Source organism: Cedecea sp. VD22 (genome assembly GCF_037150195.1).
Classification (GTDB): domain Bacteria; phylum Pseudomonadota; class Gammaproteobacteria; order Enterobacterales; family Enterobacteriaceae; genus Cedecea.
The window spans coordinates 1,212,470-1,228,124 of sequence record NZ_JBBCPX010000001.1; the positions used below are offsets into that span (position 1 = coordinate 1,212,470).

Here is a 15,655-nt window from a genome sequence, read left to right on the forward strand (position 1 = left end):
ATCAAACCGTGGGGAAAAGCGTCTCCAGTGCGAGGCTGGCTTCTTCCCAGTTTGCGCGTTCAAAAATGCCTTGTTGCAGGAAGGCTTCAAGATGCGGCCACAGTTCAATGGCCTTATCGAGCATAGGATCGCTGCCTTTGGCGTAAGCCCCCACGCTCACCAAATCACGGTTGCGCTGGAAGCTGGATAACAACTGTTTGAAACGACGTACCCGGGCGTAATGCTGCTCGGTAATCAACGATGTCATGGCACGGCTGATAGAAGCTTCGATGTCGATGGCCGGATAGTGGCCCGCTTCTGCCAGGCGGCGCGACAGCACAATGTGGCCGTCAAGAATGGCTCGCGCGGAGTCGGCGATCGGGTCCTGCTGATCGTCGCCTTCGGTGAGTACGGTATAAAACGCGGTAATAGAGCCGCCGCCGTGTATGCCGTTCCCCGCACGTTCAACCAGCGCCGGGAGCTTGGCAAAGACCGAAGGCGGATAGCCTTTGGTCGCCGGAGGTTCGCCAATGGCGAGGGCGATTTCACGCTGGGCCATGGCGTAACGTGTCAGTGAATCCATGATCAGCAGGACGTGCTGGCCGCGATCGCGGAAGTCTTCGGCGATTCTTGTCGCATAGGCGGCACCCTGCATACGCAGCAGCGGAGAAACGTCCGCCGGGGCGGCAATCACAACGGAACGCGCCCGGCCTTCGGCACCGAGAATGTTCTCGATAAAGTCTTTTACTTCGCGGCCACGCTCGCCAATCAGGCCCACGACGATCACGTCAGCCTGGGTATAACGCGCCATCATGCCGAGCAGGACGCTTTTCCCCACGCCTGAACCGGCAAACAGGCCCATACGCTGCCCGCGACCTACCGTCAGCAGGGCATTAATCGGACGAACGCCAACGTCAAGAACATGTTCAATCGCGGTACGCTGGAGCGGGTTAAACGGGGCTGCACCCAGCGCGCCAATCAGGTCGGAATCCGGCGAAGGCAGTCCGTCGAGCGGGCGGCCGCTGCCGTCGAGCACGCGGCCGAGCAGGGCGGGGCCGAGCGGCAGTTTTTTACCGCTGTGCAGGCCTTCCGCCGTCGCCGAGCGGGCATAAACCCGGGCGCCAGGCAAAATGCCTTCCACTTCTTCCAGCGGCATCAGAAACAGTTTGTGACCGTTGAAGCCCACGACTTCACATTCGACTTCGCGATCGTGCTGTTCAATGATGCAGGTCGCGCCCAGCGCCAGCTGCAGGCCAGTTGCCTCCAGGACCAGGCCGGTGGCGCGGGTCAGGCGGCCGTAGCGGCGAACGGACGGCAGTTCGACCATCCGCGCTTCAAAATTGTCGAGCGTGTTCAGCCAGCGGGTCAGGCGCGCGGTCATCAGAGCACTCCTGGCGCGGCCAGACGGCACAGCTCTTGCCAGCGAGTGGCCACGCTGGCGTCAAGGTCGCCTTCATCGGCGGAGACTTTGCAGCCGCCCTGGTGCAGGCTTGGGTCGCCGCGCAAACGCCAGCCGTGCAGGCTTAGCGTGGCACCCAGCATCTCTTCCACCCGCTGTAAGTCATCCGGGTGTACGCGCAGCTGCGGCTTACCGCTGAACAGCGGTTCCTGCATCAGCAGGCCCTGAATCTGTTTGATCAGCGCGTTGTTATCTACGGCAGGCGTCTGGCCAATGACCTGCCGCGCGGCTTCCAGCGCCATTTGCATCAGGCGGGAAGCAATCACGCTGTCCAGCGCATCCAGCGTGTACTGGAATTCGCTCACCAGCTGCTGCATCCGGGCGTGAACCGGTGCCTGCTGCTGACGGGCTTCATTGATGCCTTGCTCAAGGCCTTGCTGGAAGCCCGCTTTACGGCCTTCTTCCACGCCCTGATCGTGCCCGGCGGCAAAGCCCGCGCTGTGGCCCTGTTCTCGGGCCTGGGCCTGCATCATCGCCAGCGTTTGCTGGAGGTCCGGCTCACTTTCCGGCTCTTCCTGCTCGGCCGTCGCTTCCGGCATCACAATCTCTTCGAACACCGGCGTAGGGAAGGCGAGGTTTTCAGGCGTCCAGAGTTTCCATGGCAGCGTATTAGACATAGGTATCCTCGCTGGTGCCGATCACCATCTCGCCGGTTTCCGCCAGGCGACGCACGATAAGCAGGATAGCTTTCTGTTCGTTTTCCACCTGCGACAGACGTACCGGGCCACGGTTGGCAAGGTCGTCGCGCAGGATGTCGGCAGCACGCTGGGACATGTTGCGCAGGAACTTCTCGCGCAGCGCCTGTTCTGCACCTTTGAGGGCGATAAGCAGAGATTCGGACTCCACTTCCTGCAGAAGACGCTGAATGCTGCGGTCGTCCACGGCCACGAGGTTTTCGAACAGGAACATCTCGTCGATGATTTTCTGCGCCAGTTCGCCGTCGAAGTCGCGCACGGCGGTAATAACGGCTTCTTCCTGCTGGGTTTTCATCAGGTTGATAATTTCCGCTGCCGTTCTCACGCCGCCCATTTTGCTGCGCTTGAGGTTCTGGCCGTCGAGCAGGTTGTTCAGCACTTCGGTCAGTTCTGCCAGCGCGGCCGGCTGAACGCCGCCAAAGGTGGCGATACGCAGCATCACGTCGTTGCGCAGGCGTTCGTCGAACAGCGCCAGAATGTCCGCCGCCTGGCCACGCTTGAGGTGAACCAGGATGGTGGCGATGATCTGCGGGTGTTCGTCGCGAATAAGATCGGCGGCGCTCTGCGGCTCCATAAAGTTGAGCGTTTCGATGCCGCTGGTGGTATCGCGGGTTTCGAGAATATCTTCCAGCAGGCTGGAGGCACGCTCTTCGCCCAGCGCTTTGATCAATACGGTACGCAGATAGTCGTTGGCATTGATGCTCAGTGCGGCGAACTGTTCGGCTTCTTGTTCAAACTCGGCCAACACTTCGGTCAGCAGTTTGTTTGAAATTTGATGGGTGTTAGCCATCGCCGCACTTAAATGCTGTACTTCACGCGGGCTGAGGTGCTTGAACACCTCAGCGGCGCGGTCTTCGCCAATGGTCATCAGCAGGATGGCGCTCTTTTCTGTTCCGGTAATACTCATATTTCAGTACTCATCCATTGGCGGATCACCAGCGCAACTACGCGAGGATCGTTGTCGGACATATCACGAATACGCTGACTCATGACTTCGGCGCTCAGGCGCTGGTTAGCTTTACGCTGCTGCTGTTGCTCGTCGCGGCTTAGCGTAACGGCCACGGCTTCTTCTTCGGCTTTAGCGCTCTGCTTCGCTTCGTTAGTGGCTTTCAGAATTTCCGCGCGGCGGGTGAGCTGAGGACGAATCGCTTTCCGCCATATAAGCCAGGCGACAATCAGCACAATCAGCCAGCGACCCGCTGAGAGCAGCACGTCGAAGAAGGCCGGAGACTTCCAGAATGGCAGGCTGCTGCCGCTGTCGTCTTCGGTGGCGGTGAACTGAGAGTTGACCACGTTCAGGGTATCGCCGCGGGATTCGGAATAGCCCATCGCTTCACGGGTCAGGTTCTCGATCTGCTTCATCTGGTCGGCGGTGAGCGGTAAAGGTTTCCCGTCGGCAAGCTGGCGGTAGTTCACTACCACGGCCACGGAAAGACGCTGAATATCCCCCACGTTCAGCTTGGTGTGACGGATGGTGCGGTCCACTTCATAGTTGGTGGTTTCGTCACGCGAAGTGTTGCTGCTGCCGTTCTGACCGGTGGTGCTGGTCTGGTTCTGCTGGCCGTTGTTGGCCTGCTGGTTAGCCTGGTTGTTCTGCGGCGGCGTCGAAATCGGTGCCGTGTTCGCTGGCGCCGGCTGGTTGGAAAGCGCGCCCGGCACGCCGCCCGGGAACTGACCGTTAACCTGAGAGGTCTGGTTCAACTGGCGAGAGCGGACCGCGGTCTGGGCCGGATCGCTATTAGGGTGATACTGCTCTTCGGTTTGTTCTTTGTTGGCAAAATCGATCTGCGCGGTGACCTGAGCATGTACGTTGCCGTTGCCGACAATCGGGCCAAGGATAGATTCAATGCGGCGCTGGTAGCGGCTCTCTACGTCAGTCGCGTACTTGAGCTGGGCGTCGTTAAGGTCACGGCCTGCGTTGTTGGACTGCGTCAGCAAATGGCCACCCTGATCGACCAGCGTGACGTTACCCGGCGGTAAACCAGCCACGGCGCTGGAAACCATATGCACCACGGCATTAATTTGCCCTTCATCCAGCGCGCGGCCAGGTTCGAGGCTAAGGGTAACGGAAGCAGAAGGGGACTTTTGTTCACGAACAAACAGGGATGGTTTTGGCATGGCGAGATGCACGCGGGCATTCTTCACCGGGCCAAGCGTTTCAATGGTGCGGGCCAGTTCGCCTTCCAGCGCCCGCTGGTAGTTCACCTGCTCGCTAAACTGACTGATACCAAACTTTTCCTGATCCAGAAGCTCGAAGCCGACGGCACCGCCTTTAGGCAGGCCCTGCTGAGCCAGGCGCAGACGCAGATCGTAGACGTTGTCTGCCGGGACCATGATGGCGCTACCGTTGTCTGAGAAGCGGTAGGGAATATTCATTTGTTGAAGCTGGGTAACAATCGCGCCTCCGTCCTGATCGGCGAGGTTGCTGTACAGCACGCGGTAATCGGGAGATTTTGCCCAAAGCACCAGGGCCACCAGCACGGCAACGGCGGCGGCACCGCCCACTATCAGCGGGATTCTGGGATTAGCACGAAGGCGATTCAACCACTCAAGAGTCTTGTTTTGCGGCGTTTGCGCCTGAGCAGCAGTGGTCATTCCACACCTCGCGGCTTAGCGTTGACAGAATTTTTAGAGTAATGAGTGAACAAGACTGACTCCCGGGTCGACAAACACGACAAAAGTTCCATATGGATGGCAGTGTCATTATTTTCGTTTCAGGAATTTTCGATGGCTGAATTAGCTCTATTTTTTACGTCTATTTAACGCCTTTATCCTATTGACAAGGTGGTAATCTTCCTCGGCTTAATACACATGGGGCGTAAAAATGGCTATTCAGGGTATCGAAGGCGTACTGCAACAACTTCAGGCGACCGCGCTGTCGGCGACCAATCCCGCAGCTTCGGCTGCCTCCGCGCCAACGGTAAGTTTTGCCGGCGAGCTGCAGGCCGCTTTGGGACGGATAAGCGAAACCTCCAACACCGCGCGTGCCCAGGCGGAAAAATTTGCTCTCGGCACGCCAGGCGTGGCGCTGAACGATGTCATGGTGGATTTGCAGAAATCTTCCGTTTCACTGGCGATGGGCATTCAGGTGCGCAACAAGCTGGTTGCAGCTTACCAGGAAGTGATGAACATGCAGGTTTAGTTGATTAAGCTATTTGATTTTAATGAATAATTTAATCAAACCACTTTTGCGTGGGGCATGGATGGGGCAAATGACGATAGTTTCTGGTTCAGAATGGCAAGCTGCTCACGGTCATTATCAGTCATCCACTTCCCGTAAACTTGATAAACCATCTGGGCATTGGCGTGCCCCATTTGAGATGCGATGAAGTTCGGGTTTGCCCCGGAAGTAAGTGACCAGCATGCGTATGTGTGCCTGGATTGATATGCCTTTCGGTATCTCAGACCAGCCCTGCGCATTGCAGCTTCCCAGCTTTGGTTTACTGAACCGACTGCATAGTGATAACCAGATCGTCCATTCTTAGCGTGTAAAGATGGGTTAAACACAAACGTGCATTTGTGGACTTCCTTCTTTTTATACTCCCTCAAGACCACATCAATCTCATGCTGCTTTCCTAATCTCGTCAGCTCGGCTTGATCGCGCAAAACTTCCAGAGCAGCATCAATCAATATGATAACCCTGTCTGTTCCAGCGTCTGTTTTTGGCGGGGTGAATTCCTTGGTCAGAGTATGATTCCTTCTGACTGTCAACGTGCCGGCCTTCAGGTCGATATCTTCCCATGCAATGCCACACATCTCACCATGCCTCAAGCCGGTATACACGGCCAGGGACCAGAAGTTTTTAACCTGGCGATTTGAACACGCTCCAATTAGTCGAACAAATTCATCACGAGTAAGCGGGTCTGGCTCTACCTTTGAACGGCGAAGCGGAGACATCCCATCCATGGGATTTTCGCTGATGTAGCCATTGGCTTTAGCGAAGCCTAACATCCCGTAGATAACTCCCATGTAGAAATTTACCGTAGCAACTGAGCGGCCCTGAACTATGGACTTATGTCCGCGCTTTGGGTTCTGCATACCAGTAAGAAGAGACTTCCTCAGGGACATCATCCTCTCCTGGTTAATGGATGACAGGAGGGTAGATTCCCCGATCAGTGGAAGAGTGTTTCTGGCTGCTGACTTATAGCGACCCATTGTGTTGTTGCAGATGTCTATTTCCTTAAGAGATAGCCATTTTTCACACAGTTCGCCTATTGTGATGTCGCTCCTATCCTCTCCGAACTTTGAGAGGTTAATCGAATCGGGGAACTGTGCTGAGTAGTTGAATGAGCCGGTCTTAATTGCAAAACACACCGACGCCCTTAGTTCACCTGCAGACTTCCTGTTTTTTGGTGTGTCTGGGATGCTTAGTTTCTCCCTGACTCGCGACCCTTTGTACATAAACCATACGCGCAAAAAACCTCCATGGTTTTCTACGCCTGGCGGATAGCTGACTTTAGTCATTACTGTTCCTTGGTGGTTGAAAAGGATGTGTAGGTTAAGCCTTTTTGCGTGTGACGGCACCAGGCTGATTTGCTGCCTGACGCTCAATCCATACGTTGATCTCTGCCAGGTTATACATGCACTCGCTGGTTGGCTTAGGCTCTCCCTCCGGTGAGACATGAAGATATTGCCTTCCCTGCATCCATGAGGTCTTTCGTGCTCGCTTGATCGTCCCTTCTCGCAGGCCTGTAATCTGCATCAACTTCTCTTCGGTTACCCACTTATTAGGCACCAGTTGAATCACTTCACTCATAACTTCCTCCCAATAAAAAACCGGCTCAGTGGCCGGCGTTATTCGCATAAAAATAAACCCGCCGTAGCGGGTCGTTATCAGACTATCTCTGGCTCATCAGACGCTCTGTTTATCCAGTGCGTCACGACCCCATGGACGTTAACATCGTTGAGGGCTTCGCCTTCAATGGCTTCACCGTCTTGCGTGATGAGCGCTGAGCCCATCAGCCTGGCAAACTCCATCTTTCCGCAGAATTCGATGAGTACATGGTCACCCTGGACGGGGCGACGCGAGACGCTAATGACTGCGTAGCCATCAGTGGTTTCAGCCAGCCGGCAGTTAGCGTCAAAGTTAATGAGCACATCTACCGTGAGTCTGGAGGCGACGTAATCAGCAGCGGGCGAGGGGAATCCCATTACAGGCCTCCATTCGGGTTGTATACCATGAATGTTCTGGCGTCGCCCTCTACGGTGGAGATGTCCTTGAACGTGCTCACCGACATCTCTATCCACTCGTTAGCCTGCTTCAAATCCCACTTCCAGTTGAGCTTCTCCAGCTCTGCGACAAACTCCTCCGTTGTCACCGTTCGCTTTCCGTTAGCCGCAATCCTGATTGCATTGTAAAAAGCCATTCTGATGTCATCGTAACGCGGCATGATACTACCCTCTCAAAAAAAATACTGTATGCATACACAGTATAATTGAGGGCGAAAAATGATCAACAGGCAAAGAAAAACCCGCGTTATGCGGGTCTATTTATTGTTGGCTTCTGCCATCTCTATGTAGCGCGGGTCGCTCGGCTTCGGCAGAGTGACACTTATCTGCCGGTAGTGCGCCAGTCGCTCAGAGAAGTATGGCCGCAAATGCTCTGGCTGCTCTCGAGCTACCTGCTCTGCGATTACTGGCATGTTCATGCGCTCTTTGTAAGCAACGCCTGACGCCGCCATATCGACGTTAATTTTGTCGCGATCTTCCTGCGGTTTGGCGGCTAGGTTCCACTCACTCATGCGTAACACCATAGTCATTTAGCAGTTGCATAAGAACCACCTTTGGGGCTTCTTTCGTTGAAATTCTAAAGTTGCTACTTAAAACCGACACAATGAGCGCTGAAGACAGCACATTTCCCCTGTATGAAAACGTTGAGGTTTTACCGATGCCCTGCCTTGTTATCTGAGATAAGCGTTTTCCACAGGAGCTAGTCAAAGAAAAAATAATACTTTCTGAATCAAACTCGTCCTTGGGCTGATATGACAAGGTTTCCACGCATGATGATGGGATGACTTCGGTTTTTTCGCCGATTTTAATAGAAAAATCCCCTTTATCCGCTAACGCTTGCAGCGGAAGAAGAGCTGCAATAAAAACTGCTGTCCTGATATTCATATCCCCTCCATTGTTATGAAAGGGATTATACATCACGCCTCCGGCTTTGGTGCTGCGCCTATCATCGTTCGCCATGCGCTCGGGTGATGAATTCCGTGGGATATCCACGCCGCGTTAAGCATTGCGCTCGTCGCCTCCGTTGGCACCATCACCCAGCCCTCTGGCACAGCAGGCAGCTGCGGCGCTGCGTAGAGATACTGTACTACCTGCTGGCTCTCGAATGCGTCCGGCATCGTTCGATGGGTAACATATGACCAGGCGTTATCGTGATGGTGGGACTCATGTCGCCAGCGGAACCCAACGGGCTCTTTCCCCGCTTCCCGCAATGCAAGTAGCTCGTCTAGGTCGCAATCGGCCTGTTTCAGGTCGTTAAATAGCTTTCCCCAGTCATCTGACATTGGCACTGAGTCATCTTGCATAAGCGCCGCTAAGCGCTGGCTCAGGTTATTCATAAAGCCTCCTGCTGACGGAAAAGAACCGCCTGTTTGATGCCGATTAGAAACCACAGGCCATCGGCGCGCTGGCTCATTTCGTACCAGTCCTCTTTGTTGAGGTCTGACACAAGGTCGTCGCCGCAGATGCAGGTATCCGGTCCGCGCTTCTCGCTGTCGTAAACATTGCCAACAGTAAACCATTCTGGCTCTGCGGAGCTGACGCACTCCATTTTGATAACTTCTGCCATCTACTCCGCCTCATCCGCGGTGCCGCCAGCGGCGCGGATTGCTTCTGCACAATCTTTTATGGCTTCGTGAGCCGATAGCGGATCGTCGTATTTCTCTTGCGTTGGCAGCTTCACCGCTAACGGGCTTACCTGCGGCTGCTGCGCCTGCTCCAGCGCCGCTATCAGCGCCAGCGTTTCGTGACCGTCATCCAGCGGCCACACGTTTAAAATTTCATCGCCGCGACAATCAAGAAGCTCCCTCCCTGTTTCATCGTGCAACCAGCGCCCATCGTCTTCGAGATTTGCTATCGTGTGGTATGTATCACCTTCGCCGTCCCAATTATCGAAATAGCGGATTGCGTATTTCCCTGGCTTCAGCGCTTCGAGTTGTTTAGTCATTGCTGGCCTCAGCTTTAACAAAAATAATCCAGTGGGTTTTGTCGGCTTTGCCGGTGCGCTGCCAGATGGCCGGCTTCTCGCTCGTGAGAGCTATTATCTGGCTAACCGGAACCTGCGTTTCGTTCCATTTGAAAATCAAAACGCCGTGTGGCCGCAGTACCCGGAATGCTTCGCTGAAACCGGCGCGCAGGTCATCGCGCCATGTGTCTTTGTTCAGGCGACCGTACTTTTTACCCATCCAGGCGTTATCCCCGACACGCTCAAGATGTGGTGGATCGAACACGACAACCGAGAAAGAGCTGTCGGCGAACGGCAGCGCGCGGAAGTCGGCAATCACATCCGGGCTGATAACCAGTTTGCGACCGTCGCACAGCGTGTGTTGCTCTGCGCGAATGTCGCTAAATACGGCGCGTTCGTCCTGCTTATCGAGCCAGAACATGCGGCTGCCGCAGCACATGTCGAGAATCGACGGCAGCGCTTCGGTGTTATTGCTCATCGCTGTCCTCCAGATTCTCAGCAGCCTTTTCAATCTCACCCCTGACCCATGCGTTGATTGAGTAAGCATCCTCAGGCGTTAGCTTTCCAACTTGGTTTTCAACAGAATCAAGGATTTCAAACAGATAGTTTTCAAGGCTACTCAGCATTGATGCTGCAACTAATTTGCGGGTTACCTTACTCATTTGCCTTGCTCCTTGCGCAGTTCAGATGCCAGATGCTCAAGCGCCATGACCGGAACGCCAACACCTCCGGTGCCTTCAAACTTCTTGGTAAGGTGCTCAATAGCCAGATCAACACCCTGGGCGAGTATCTCTGCCAGCACGGCGTCGGTGATTGGGGTTTCTCGTTTGGATGGCAGGTATGTTCCCGGGTGCTTTAAGTCCGCATTCTCCGCTGCCAGCCCCTGCACCTGCGCCGTCAGGTTCGTCACCGTGGCTTCGTAGGCGGTTAACTGGCGCTGGAGTTCGGTGTAGTCTTCTTGACGAACGTATGTGCCGTCTTCGTGCTTAAGCATTTGTCCGCCGTAGGCGCCTGGTACGTAACGAGCAATCATTTCCCGCTCCTTATCATCCGGGTCAGATACTTGTTTTGGTTCACACTGGGAAAGCTGCAGCGAGCTAATAGCTCTGCTTTGGTTGGCATTGGTGACTGCTTGAATTTAGGACGAGCAACGATATCTCCCGGCGTAATGTCGGGATTGAATTGATGGCTAAACATGGTTAACTCCTGATTATCAGGCGCAAAGACCAAGCGAGGCGGCCAGTAGCTTTAGCCTCTCGTTTTCTTTCTCTGCGATTAATTGGGCTTTGAATGGGTTGGTTTCGATTCGGTTATCTGGGGTAATCCAGCCGCGTCGTTTGTAGAGATAGGGAAGGGTGACGCGGCCTACGGTTATGGGGTCGTAGATGCCTTTCAAATTACCCTCACTTAATGATGAGGGATGACTTGCCAAGCTTTATGGCAGCGCCAGGGATATCAATGCCAGCCTCAATCTGATGCTTGATAGCGAGCTTGTCAGGCTTGATTGTGGTTTCGTACTCGACGAACTCGGCGGGAATTAACCCAGCATCGATAATCTCAACGCATTTAGATGGCGCTCGAACAGTAACTTGGTGAATGCCAGCCTTGATGGATTTCTTGCCGATTGTTTCCAAGGATGCCGCGATGTATTCCTTGATGCTGGCCACCTTGTTTTCGGTGGCTCTTGCTCGTTCTGAAAGCTTATTGGCCTCATCCTTGAGGGCGTCGGCATAGGATGATTCGTTTTTGCACATTGCCAGCAGTTGCTCAACCTTATCAGTGAATTCGCCATCCAATCCCTCGATGGTGTCGGCGATCATCTCTGGCTCTAAGTCGGCATCCAGCAACTGCGCGTACTGATTGGCTACTTCATACAGTTTGGTCATCGGTAACGGCCTCTAATTTAGCTTTGCATTCTGCGTAGATAGCCTGGACGTTTTGCTGAAGCTTCATCCCGGCTGTCATTTTGTAAGCTGTCTGGAACAGGCGCTTAAGCGAGTCCATGCCATCTGCTTTTTCCATGTCGTCACAGAGGGTCTGCACTTTGTCGAAAACCTCCTGCTGGCGCTGCTGCTCAGTAAGAACAACCTCGCTTTCTGGCGTGTGCGGCATCACCGGTTCCTGATGAATGCCTTCCTCCTCGTTGATAACGTGAATTGCGTTATCCAGACGTTCAGCGCGAGGCCAGTACTTGCTTGCTCTCTTGACGATGGTCTTTCGCGCCATCTCTTCCCAGAAGTTTTTCCAGGGGCCATTTTTTGCCTTGCTTGTTGCTTCCGTAGCTTTTATTTCTGCAAGGCTCATTTCTTCGGTGAGATAGTCGCCATCAGGGGTTTTCACTGTGCAGTAGCCACCGACTACAGTCCCGCGCTCGCCGAATGAGTTGTATTTATGCGTCGGGGCGGTGTCGAGTCCGTTCAATTCGTAGGTGTCATTGGAGTAAACCAGTTTGCACTGTCCCCACTTGATAGAGCCGGCGGATTGGGCAAGGTGAAGAAGCCCCATGTAGCTAATATCAAGACAAACCATGCCGTCACGAGGAACCAGATAAGCAAGCTTGCTGGCCGGGTTAAGAGTGATTCCAATGGCCGCTACGTTAATGATCGCGTTCTGTGCGCTGACAGGGTTAGCCATTGCTGTTTTGGTCAGGTAGTCATTCCGCTGGAATAACTGCATCGCGAACTGACTTTCCTTGGCCCATGTCACCGCCTGGTCAGTCAGCGCTCCGCAGAAAAGAGGCTCCTGTTGCTTTACGAATTCGACGATGTTCATTATGCGGCTTCCCTGTGTTCGTGTTTCGCCTTAAAGATACCGAAGGCATACTCAGCTGTTACTCGCGCCGTTAATGCATCCCAGAACCATTCAGAGGACTTTTCCTGATAATCCACATCATCACCTTCGAGATACTCAACGGCGTCTGCTGTGTGCTCGTCAGGCTTGAAATTGCGGAGAATGGTGGTTATCGGGTCAGCGCCTTTGGCCAGCCGTTCAACCTCTTCGGAAATGCGCTCTTTGTCGCGCTCGCTGAGCCCGGCGATGATGGCCTGTATTTCTTTTAACTCTGCATATTTCAGTCTCATGATTCCTCCTTCACTGGCTCAGGAATTTTCACCGGTACGCCGAGGTCTTTAAGCAGCCTGGCGAATTGTGCGTCTGTCATATCGCGAGGGGATTTGTTAGTCATTTCCCCTCCGATACCACGGATGATTGATTGCAGACTTCATCGCTTCGCAGGCCTGTTGCCACATCTGGCTGTCACCGAGATAGCGAGCGATAACTGCCTTGCTCTGCGCTGCTTTGAGTTTGTTGTGGTTGATGCTCAGATGCTGTTGCATAAGGCCTCCAGTTGCTTACGTGCTGCTTTGATGATTTGCTTAAAGCGACGGGATAGTTCGGATTCAGTTGGGTGGTAAGCGCCCACGGCGAAACCACCCGCGATGGCTAATTTCATCGAGGTGCTCCTGTTTAGTTGTGTTCATTAATCAGCGACTGCGCTCATGAATAAACGCGAATAAAAAAGCCGCACTTAGGCGGCTTCTTTGATAATTCTGAATATAGGGTTTTTCGATATCGGTATATCAATACTAAGCAGCCCCTCATCAAACATCTGATTCATAACCGATAGTGAGATGCCGTTATCGAGAGCATCGATGGCGCTAATCCCGCCTGGTCTTGATGAAAGAAGTAAAATCACATCCCTCTGGTCTTCCATACTTTTCTCCAGTTAAAAATAAGCCCGCACTTGGCGGGCAAACAATGACAACGAGGGTGAATCAGAATCAGCTCTCAGTGAAAGCTGATGCGGATGTTACTCGTCTTCTTCTTCGATATGGTCATCAGGAATTTGGTTGTTGATAGCACCGCAACTTTGGCACTCGGTGTGCGTCAGGTTCGAGAATGGACCCTTCCAGATAACCGTTCCGCCGCAACTTGAACATTGCATATCCTCACCCTCTATTTAGTTGTGCGCCGCGCCAGCTTCACCCCAACGGGAGTGGCTGTAGTCTTCATCACGAATTGAACCCAGAAATTTAACCCTGGATGCGTACTCATCTTCGTCATCATTCAGAAGCTCAGCGGGGAAGAATGATGCGAGTAACTGATTAGCCGCTTCTCGCGATTCGCTATCACCATCTAAAAACTTGTAGCCAATAAAGTTATCGCCACTCAGTGTCAAGCCTGCTGCCTTTGCTCCAGCGCAAACTAATTTCATCTGCTCAATGCTCATCTCTCACCTCTGTTAAACCGTATGTAATAAAAAAGGCCGCTTAGTTAGCGACCTGTTCAGATATCTGTTTGATTTTCATCGTAGGTTATGTTTAGCGCCAGCGTTGCCGTTCCAATTCTCTTTGCGCTACCGAACTTTTCCATGTGCACAAGTTCATGCCGCCCAAAATTGGTGTGCCCAGGCTCTCCGTTATCGATCGAAACAGTTGGCAATTCGCTGTATTTACTCTCTGGATATGCGTATTGACTGCCAGTGCTATTGATACGGACTACTATCAATTTTCCAGTTACCATAGAAAAGTTACCTCGCCGTTACCGTTAATGTCTTTCTATGCCCCGCCCGATAGAGCGATATCTCTGGAAGGCAGCAAGAGCCTTCGTCTTTTGCATCTCTCGGCATACCTACAGACAATGCCTTTGCTACCCGGCCTGTAGCCTCACCAGAAAGCTTTGAGAACGCTTTCGATATCTTTGCCGTATAGTTTGCTGTCTCAATCTTCTGCGCTGCTTTACTGGCGTTATAGGCAGCCATGCGGCGTTGATTTCTGTTCATGGTTATCTCCAGTTAAGTGCTTTGGTGGTGTGGTGGGTTGAGCCGAGAATTCAACCATCGGTAGCGAGAATCGAACTCGCCTATTTCCACTTTAAGGATGACTTCACCAGATCGTCTTTACCGTCACGTTTGCTACACCGGGCCTAGGAACCCCGTCACACTCACGCTTACCGTATCGACCTACGGATTCACCACACCCCAAAACACTCATGTTCTGGCCTGTGTATTCACAGGGATTAAGTTTTTAAAGAGCCCGAACTCAGTTCCTTGTTCGTGTTCAGCGTCCTGCTGATGGCTAAAAGATAACTTAGGTTATGTGGATGGTCAATAACTTAATTTATAATAATCATAATTTAAGTTATAATTTCATGGTAACAAAGGTAATTTATTTTTGTAAATGCCATCTCAGTGGGGGTGTGGTAGGGTGGTTTGCTTGCGAAATAATCACGGAGATGTCGAAATGGAGCTTAACGAAGAGCGAGCGAAGCAAATGATGCTTTCTATCGGCAGGGCTGTGATGGACTTATCAGCTGCTAGTGAAAGGGTGACAAATAAAAGCATTGCCAAAAAACTTGGTGAGTACCGCAGGGATTGCAAGGTTCTACCAGATAAGCTTATTTATCTGGATGCTGAGCAAATAGTGATGGGTGTTGGGTATAAAAAAACCGCCCACAGAGGAGGGCGGTAAGGAGCATAATGGTAGAAATTCAACTAACAGAGATATGTGTCAATCCCAGAGTAATCCTAGTCTATAGGTGGGATATTGCAAGTTAGTGGATTGATTTATGTCAACAAAAACCCGGCTCGGTGGCCGGGTTATGGAAGGAAGACTTGCAGTATTTTTGGTATTGCCGGAATTAACTGTGAGAAAATAACCGCCCCAACAACCCAGATGATGATTGATGTCTTGGCGTCGCTTATGTCTGATTTTGTGGCATAATTTGAGCGCATGACAGCAATGTCAGTTTTCATTTGCTGAACGTCTTTTTCGAGATCTTTAACTCTCTGAAGCATGTCATCGCCTCCGCCATTTCCTCCGCCATGCATAGGAGAATGATCTCCTTCAGTGGATAAGTCAACAGCGTTACTACCCTTGTATGAGTATCTTGTATGAAGTGATATCTCTTGCACCTTATCGTTCATTCAAGCTTATCCTGAAATATGCACCATTTTCATGTAGCACCTTATCATCCTTCATAAGGGAAACTTTGATTAGGTAGTTTCCTTGCTTATCAAACACACAACGCTCAAAGTGCATATTTATAGATGCAGCTACATCATCAGGGTTTCCGAACTTGAGTTTTGCTCTTACCCACACCCCAGCTTCCTTATGAATTGGCTTGCCATCATAGATTATCTGTGCGGCTAGCCAGTAAGGTTCACCTTCTGTAAGGCCTAGCATAAAAACAGTAAAGTGTAGATCTTCTGTGATTGGCAACTCATCGACATCATAAACCAGCAAAGGAGCAGCATGGTCTGGATCGTCTGTATTGATAGGCATCACATAGGCAATGCGTTCTTTTGTCATATTAATTATCCAAACGTCTCGT

The 15,655-nt window shown here is 52.4% G+C and carries 32 protein-coding genes; 2 read left to right on the top strand and 30 right to left on the bottom strand.

The window, feature by feature from the left end; all coding sequences use genetic code 11:
- Position 1 precedes the first annotated feature (1 nt).
- The 4 genes from fliI to fliF are packed head-to-tail and all read right to left on the bottom strand — an operon-like array spanning position 2 to position 4,728.
- The gene (fliI, locus tag WFK85_RS05750; RefSeq protein ID WP_166991508.1) at positions 2–1,360 is read right to left on the bottom strand and encodes a flagellar protein export ATPase FliI; all 1,359 of its coding nucleotides are present in this window, start codon (positions 1,358–1,360) and stop codon (positions 2–4) included.
- Positions 1,360–2,055 carry a flagellar assembly protein FliH gene (gene fliH / locus WFK85_RS05755; protein WP_008458143.1) on the bottom strand — a complete coding sequence of 232 codons (696 nt, stop codon included), beginning with the start codon at positions 2,053–2,055 and terminating at the stop codon, positions 1,360–1,362. The genes fliI and fliH overlap by 1 nt, the downstream gene beginning before the upstream one ends.
- Positions 2,048–3,040, bottom strand: a complete 993-nt coding sequence (fliG, locus tag WFK85_RS05760; protein WP_008458144.1) for a flagellar motor switch protein FliG — start codon at positions 3,038–3,040, stop codon at positions 2,048–2,050. Before fliG ends, fliH begins: the two co-directional genes overlap by 8 nt.
- Positions 3,037–4,728, bottom strand: coding sequence for a flagellar basal-body MS-ring/collar protein FliF (fliF, locus tag WFK85_RS05765; protein ID WP_336707598.1), 1,692 nt, complete (start codon positions 4,726–4,728; stop codon positions 3,037–3,039). The genes fliG and fliF overlap by 4 nt, the downstream gene beginning before the upstream one ends.
- Before the next feature lie 229 nt (positions 4,729–4,957).
- Between fliF and fliE the strand changes: the two genes are divergently transcribed.
- Positions 4,958–5,275: a flagellar hook-basal body complex protein FliE gene (gene fliE / locus WFK85_RS05770; protein ID WP_008458146.1), complete on the top strand. Its 318-nt coding sequence runs from the start codon at positions 4,958–4,960 to the stop codon at positions 5,273–5,275.
- Between the two features lie 35 nt (positions 5,276–5,310).
- Here fliE and WFK85_RS05775 read toward each other — a convergent pair whose 3' ends face one another.
- The 24 genes from WFK85_RS05775 to WFK85_RS05890 form a co-directional block, all read right to left on the bottom strand.
- On the bottom strand, positions 5,311–6,597 hold the full coding sequence (locus tag WFK85_RS05775) for a site-specific integrase (RefSeq protein ID WP_336707600.1): 1,287 nt from the start codon (positions 6,595–6,597) through the stop codon (positions 5,311–5,313).
- A 34-nt stretch (positions 6,598–6,631) separates the two neighbouring features.
- On the bottom strand, positions 6,632–6,889 hold the full coding sequence (locus WFK85_RS05780; protein ID WP_336707601.1) for an excisionase family protein: 258 nt from the start codon (positions 6,887–6,889) through the stop codon (positions 6,632–6,634).
- A 77-nt stretch (positions 6,890–6,966) separates the two neighbouring features.
- On the bottom strand, positions 6,967–7,284 hold the full coding sequence (locus tag WFK85_RS05785) for a hypothetical protein (RefSeq protein WP_336707602.1): 318 nt from the start codon (positions 7,282–7,284) through the stop codon (positions 6,967–6,969).
- Positions 7,284–7,523 (bottom strand): DNA polymerase V, encoded by a 240-nt coding sequence (locus WFK85_RS05790; RefSeq protein ID WP_336707603.1) that lies wholly within the window; start codon positions 7,521–7,523, stop codon positions 7,284–7,286. Before WFK85_RS05790 ends, WFK85_RS05785 begins: the two co-directional genes overlap by 1 nt.
- A gap of 96 nt (positions 7,524–7,619) precedes the next feature.
- Complete coding sequence (locus tag WFK85_RS05795) at positions 7,620–7,874, bottom strand: DNA polymerase III subunit theta (protein ID WP_336707604.1); 255 nt, start codon at positions 7,872–7,874, stop codon at positions 7,620–7,622.
- On the bottom strand, positions 7,867–8,280 hold the full coding sequence (locus WFK85_RS05800) for an Insecticidal toxin complex protein tccz (protein ID WP_336707605.1): 414 nt from the start codon (positions 8,278–8,280) through the stop codon (positions 7,867–7,869). Before WFK85_RS05800 ends, WFK85_RS05795 begins: the two co-directional genes overlap by 8 nt.
- Positions 8,280–8,699 (bottom strand): hypothetical protein, encoded by a 420-nt coding sequence (locus tag WFK85_RS05805; protein ID WP_336707606.1) that lies wholly within the window; start codon positions 8,697–8,699, stop codon positions 8,280–8,282. The genes WFK85_RS05800 and WFK85_RS05805 overlap by 1 nt, the downstream gene beginning before the upstream one ends.
- Positions 8,696–8,929 carry a hypothetical protein gene (locus WFK85_RS05810; RefSeq protein WP_336707607.1) on the bottom strand — a complete coding sequence of 78 codons (234 nt, stop codon included), beginning with the start codon at positions 8,927–8,929 and terminating at the stop codon, positions 8,696–8,698. Before WFK85_RS05810 ends, WFK85_RS05805 begins: the two co-directional genes overlap by 4 nt.
- The gene (locus WFK85_RS05815) at positions 8,930–9,307 is read right to left on the bottom strand and encodes a hypothetical protein (RefSeq protein ID WP_336707608.1); all 378 of its coding nucleotides are present in this window, start codon (positions 9,305–9,307) and stop codon (positions 8,930–8,932) included.
- Positions 9,300–9,803, bottom strand: a complete 504-nt coding sequence (locus WFK85_RS05820) for a class I SAM-dependent methyltransferase (RefSeq protein ID WP_336707609.1) — start codon at positions 9,801–9,803, stop codon at positions 9,300–9,302. The genes WFK85_RS05815 and WFK85_RS05820 overlap by 8 nt, the downstream gene beginning before the upstream one ends.
- A complete protein-coding gene (locus tag WFK85_RS05825) occupies positions 9,793–9,987 on the bottom strand; it encodes a hypothetical protein (RefSeq protein ID WP_336707610.1) in 195 nt (64 codons plus the stop codon). The genes WFK85_RS05820 and WFK85_RS05825 overlap by 11 nt, the downstream gene beginning before the upstream one ends.
- Entirely contained in the window at positions 9,984–10,358 is a 375-nt protein-coding gene (locus WFK85_RS05830; RefSeq protein ID WP_336707611.1) for a hypothetical protein, read from the bottom strand. Before WFK85_RS05830 ends, WFK85_RS05825 begins: the two co-directional genes overlap by 4 nt.
- Complete coding sequence (locus tag WFK85_RS05835; protein WP_336707612.1) at positions 10,355–10,522, bottom strand: DUF2737 family protein; 168 nt, start codon at positions 10,520–10,522, stop codon at positions 10,355–10,357. Before WFK85_RS05835 ends, WFK85_RS05830 begins: the two co-directional genes overlap by 4 nt.
- A gap of 16 nt (positions 10,523–10,538) precedes the next feature.
- Positions 10,539–10,757 (bottom strand): DUF1317 family protein, encoded by a 219-nt coding sequence (locus WFK85_RS05840; protein WP_336707613.1) that lies wholly within the window; start codon positions 10,755–10,757, stop codon positions 10,539–10,541.
- A complete protein-coding gene (locus tag WFK85_RS05845; protein WP_336707614.1) occupies positions 10,729–11,211 on the bottom strand; it encodes a siphovirus Gp157 family protein in 483 nt (160 codons plus the stop codon). The genes WFK85_RS05840 and WFK85_RS05845 overlap by 29 nt, the downstream gene beginning before the upstream one ends.
- Positions 11,195–12,100: a recombinase RecT gene (locus WFK85_RS05850; RefSeq protein WP_336707665.1), complete on the bottom strand. Its 906-nt coding sequence runs from the start codon at positions 12,098–12,100 to the stop codon at positions 11,195–11,197. Before WFK85_RS05850 ends, WFK85_RS05845 begins: the two co-directional genes overlap by 17 nt.
- Positions 12,097–12,405, bottom strand: coding sequence for a hypothetical protein (locus tag WFK85_RS05855; protein WP_336707615.1), 309 nt, complete (start codon positions 12,403–12,405; stop codon positions 12,097–12,099). Before WFK85_RS05855 ends, WFK85_RS05850 begins: the two co-directional genes overlap by 4 nt.
- 96 nt (positions 12,406–12,501) lie before the next feature.
- Positions 12,502–12,660, bottom strand: a complete 159-nt coding sequence (gene kil / locus WFK85_RS05860; protein WP_336707616.1) for a host cell division inhibitory peptide Kil — start codon at positions 12,658–12,660, stop codon at positions 12,502–12,504.
- A complete protein-coding gene (locus tag WFK85_RS05865) occupies positions 12,645–12,776 on the bottom strand; it encodes a hypothetical protein (protein ID WP_336707617.1) in 132 nt (43 codons plus the stop codon). Before WFK85_RS05865 ends, kil begins: the two co-directional genes overlap by 16 nt.
- Positions 12,777–12,851: 75 nt before the next feature.
- Positions 12,852–13,037 (bottom strand): hypothetical protein, encoded by a 186-nt coding sequence (locus WFK85_RS05870; protein WP_336707618.1) that lies wholly within the window; start codon positions 13,035–13,037, stop codon positions 12,852–12,854.
- A gap of 96 nt (positions 13,038–13,133) precedes the next feature.
- Positions 13,134–13,268, bottom strand: a complete 135-nt coding sequence (locus WFK85_RS05875; RefSeq protein ID WP_336707619.1) for a hypothetical protein — start codon at positions 13,266–13,268, stop codon at positions 13,134–13,136.
- A 15-nt stretch (positions 13,269–13,283) separates the two neighbouring features.
- Entirely contained in the window at positions 13,284–13,553 is a 270-nt protein-coding gene (locus WFK85_RS05880; RefSeq protein ID WP_336707620.1) for a hypothetical protein, read from the bottom strand.
- Positions 13,554–13,609: 56 nt separating this feature from the next.
- Positions 13,610–13,846 carry a hypothetical protein gene (locus WFK85_RS05885; protein WP_336707621.1) on the bottom strand — a complete coding sequence of 79 codons (237 nt, stop codon included), beginning with the start codon at positions 13,844–13,846 and terminating at the stop codon, positions 13,610–13,612.
- A gap of 7 nt (positions 13,847–13,853) precedes the next feature.
- Complete coding sequence (locus tag WFK85_RS05890; RefSeq protein WP_336707622.1) at positions 13,854–14,105, bottom strand: transcriptional antitermination N peptide; 252 nt, start codon at positions 14,103–14,105, stop codon at positions 13,854–13,856.
- A 460-nt stretch (positions 14,106–14,565) separates the two neighbouring features.
- On the opposite strand from WFK85_RS05890, the gene WFK85_RS05895 reads away from it, so the two are divergent.
- The gene (locus WFK85_RS05895; RefSeq protein ID WP_166991636.1) at positions 14,566–14,793 is read left to right on the top strand and encodes a hypothetical protein; all 228 of its coding nucleotides are present in this window, start codon (positions 14,566–14,568) and stop codon (positions 14,791–14,793) included.
- Between the two features lie 128 nt (positions 14,794–14,921).
- On the opposite strand, the gene WFK85_RS05900 is transcribed toward WFK85_RS05895, so the two are convergent.
- Together WFK85_RS05900 and WFK85_RS05905 are read right to left on the bottom strand one after the other, a co-directional pair.
- Entirely contained in the window at positions 14,922–15,248 is a 327-nt protein-coding gene (locus WFK85_RS05900; protein WP_336707623.1) for a hypothetical protein, read from the bottom strand.
- Positions 15,238–15,633, bottom strand: a complete 396-nt coding sequence (locus WFK85_RS05905) for a hypothetical protein (protein WP_336707624.1) — start codon at positions 15,631–15,633, stop codon at positions 15,238–15,240. Before WFK85_RS05905 ends, WFK85_RS05900 begins: the two co-directional genes overlap by 11 nt.
- Positions 15,634–15,655: the final 22 nt, after the last annotated feature.

Coding starts and splice junctions, on each gene's coding strand:
- fliG (WP_008458144.1), bottom strand. CDS start 3,040: ATGAGTATTACCGGAACAGAAAAGAGCGCCATCCTGCTGATGACCATT.
- WFK85_RS05855 (WP_336707615.1), bottom strand. CDS start 12,405: ATGAGACTGAAATATGCAGAGTTAAAAGAAATACAGGCCATCATCGCC.
- fliE (WP_008458146.1), top strand. CDS start 4,958: ATGGCTATTCAGGGTATCGAAGGCGTACTGCAACAACTTCAGGCGACC.
- WFK85_RS05870 (WP_336707618.1), bottom strand. CDS start 13,037: ATGGAAGACCAGAGGGATGTGATTTTACTTCTTTCATCAAGACCAGGC.
- WFK85_RS05775 (WP_336707600.1), bottom strand. CDS start 6,597: ATGACTAAAGTCAGCTATCCGCCAGGCGTAGAAAACCATGGAGGTTTT.
- WFK85_RS05895 (WP_166991636.1), top strand. CDS start 14,566: ATGGAGCTTAACGAAGAGCGAGCGAAGCAAATGATGCTTTCTATCGGC.
- WFK85_RS05815 (WP_336707608.1), bottom strand. CDS start 9,307: ATGACTAAACAACTCGAAGCGCTGAAGCCAGGGAAATACGCAATCCGC.
- WFK85_RS05825 (WP_336707610.1), bottom strand. CDS start 9,987: ATGAGTAAGGTAACCCGCAAATTAGTTGCAGCATCAATGCTGAGTAGC.
- WFK85_RS05875 (WP_336707619.1), bottom strand. CDS start 13,268: ATGCAATGTTCAAGTTGCGGCGGAACGGTTATCTGGAAGGGTCCATTC.
- WFK85_RS05805 (WP_336707606.1), bottom strand. CDS start 8,699: ATGAATAACCTGAGCCAGCGCTTAGCGGCGCTTATGCAAGATGACTCA.
- WFK85_RS05800 (WP_336707605.1), bottom strand. CDS start 8,280: ATGTATAATCCCTTTCATAACAATGGAGGGGATATGAATATCAGGACA.
- WFK85_RS05905 (WP_336707624.1), bottom strand. CDS start 15,633: ATGACAAAAGAACGCATTGCCTATGTGATGCCTATCAATACAGACGAT.
- WFK85_RS05780 (WP_336707601.1), bottom strand. CDS start 6,889: ATGAGTGAAGTGATTCAACTGGTGCCTAATAAGTGGGTAACCGAAGAG.
- kil (WP_336707616.1), bottom strand. CDS start 12,660: ATGCAACAGCATCTGAGCATCAACCACAACAAACTCAAAGCAGCGCAG.
- WFK85_RS05795 (WP_336707604.1), bottom strand. CDS start 7,874: ATGAGTGAGTGGAACCTAGCCGCCAAACCGCAGGAAGATCGCGACAAA.
- WFK85_RS05845 (WP_336707614.1), bottom strand. CDS start 11,211: ATGACCAAACTGTATGAAGTAGCCAATCAGTACGCGCAGTTGCTGGAT.
- WFK85_RS05865 (WP_336707617.1), bottom strand. CDS start 12,776: ATGAAATTAGCCATCGCGGGTGGTTTCGCCGTGGGCGCTTACCACCCA.
- WFK85_RS05820 (WP_336707609.1), bottom strand. CDS start 9,803: ATGAGCAATAACACCGAAGCGCTGCCGTCGATTCTCGACATGTGCTGC.
- fliI (WP_166991508.1), bottom strand. CDS start 1,360: ATGACCGCGCGCCTGACCCGCTGGCTGAACACGCTCGACAATTTTGAA.
- fliH (WP_008458143.1), bottom strand. CDS start 2,055: ATGTCTAATACGCTGCCATGGAAACTCTGGACGCCTGAAAACCTCGCC.
- WFK85_RS05900 (WP_336707623.1), bottom strand. CDS start 15,248: ATGAACGATAAGGTGCAAGAGATATCACTTCATACAAGATACTCATAC.
- fliF (WP_336707598.1), bottom strand. CDS start 4,728: ATGACCACTGCTGCTCAGGCGCAAACGCCGCAAAACAAGACTCTTGAG.
- WFK85_RS05885 (WP_336707621.1), bottom strand. CDS start 13,846: ATGGTAACTGGAAAATTGATAGTAGTCCGTATCAATAGCACTGGCAGT.
- WFK85_RS05790 (WP_336707603.1), bottom strand. CDS start 7,523: ATGCCGCGTTACGATGACATCAGAATGGCTTTTTACAATGCAATCAGG.
- WFK85_RS05830 (WP_336707611.1), bottom strand. CDS start 10,358: ATGATTGCTCGTTACGTACCAGGCGCCTACGGCGGACAAATGCTTAAG.
- WFK85_RS05785 (WP_336707602.1), bottom strand. CDS start 7,284: ATGGGATTCCCCTCGCCCGCTGCTGATTACGTCGCCTCCAGACTCACG.
- WFK85_RS05880 (WP_336707620.1), bottom strand. CDS start 13,553: ATGAGCATTGAGCAGATGAAATTAGTTTGCGCTGGAGCAAAGGCAGCA.
- WFK85_RS05810 (WP_336707607.1), bottom strand. CDS start 8,929: ATGGCAGAAGTTATCAAAATGGAGTGCGTCAGCTCCGCAGAGCCAGAA.
- WFK85_RS05890 (WP_336707622.1), bottom strand. CDS start 14,105: ATGAACAGAAATCAACGCCGCATGGCTGCCTATAACGCCAGTAAAGCA.
- WFK85_RS05835 (WP_336707612.1), bottom strand. CDS start 10,522: ATGTTTAGCCATCAATTCAATCCCGACATTACGCCGGGAGATATCGTT.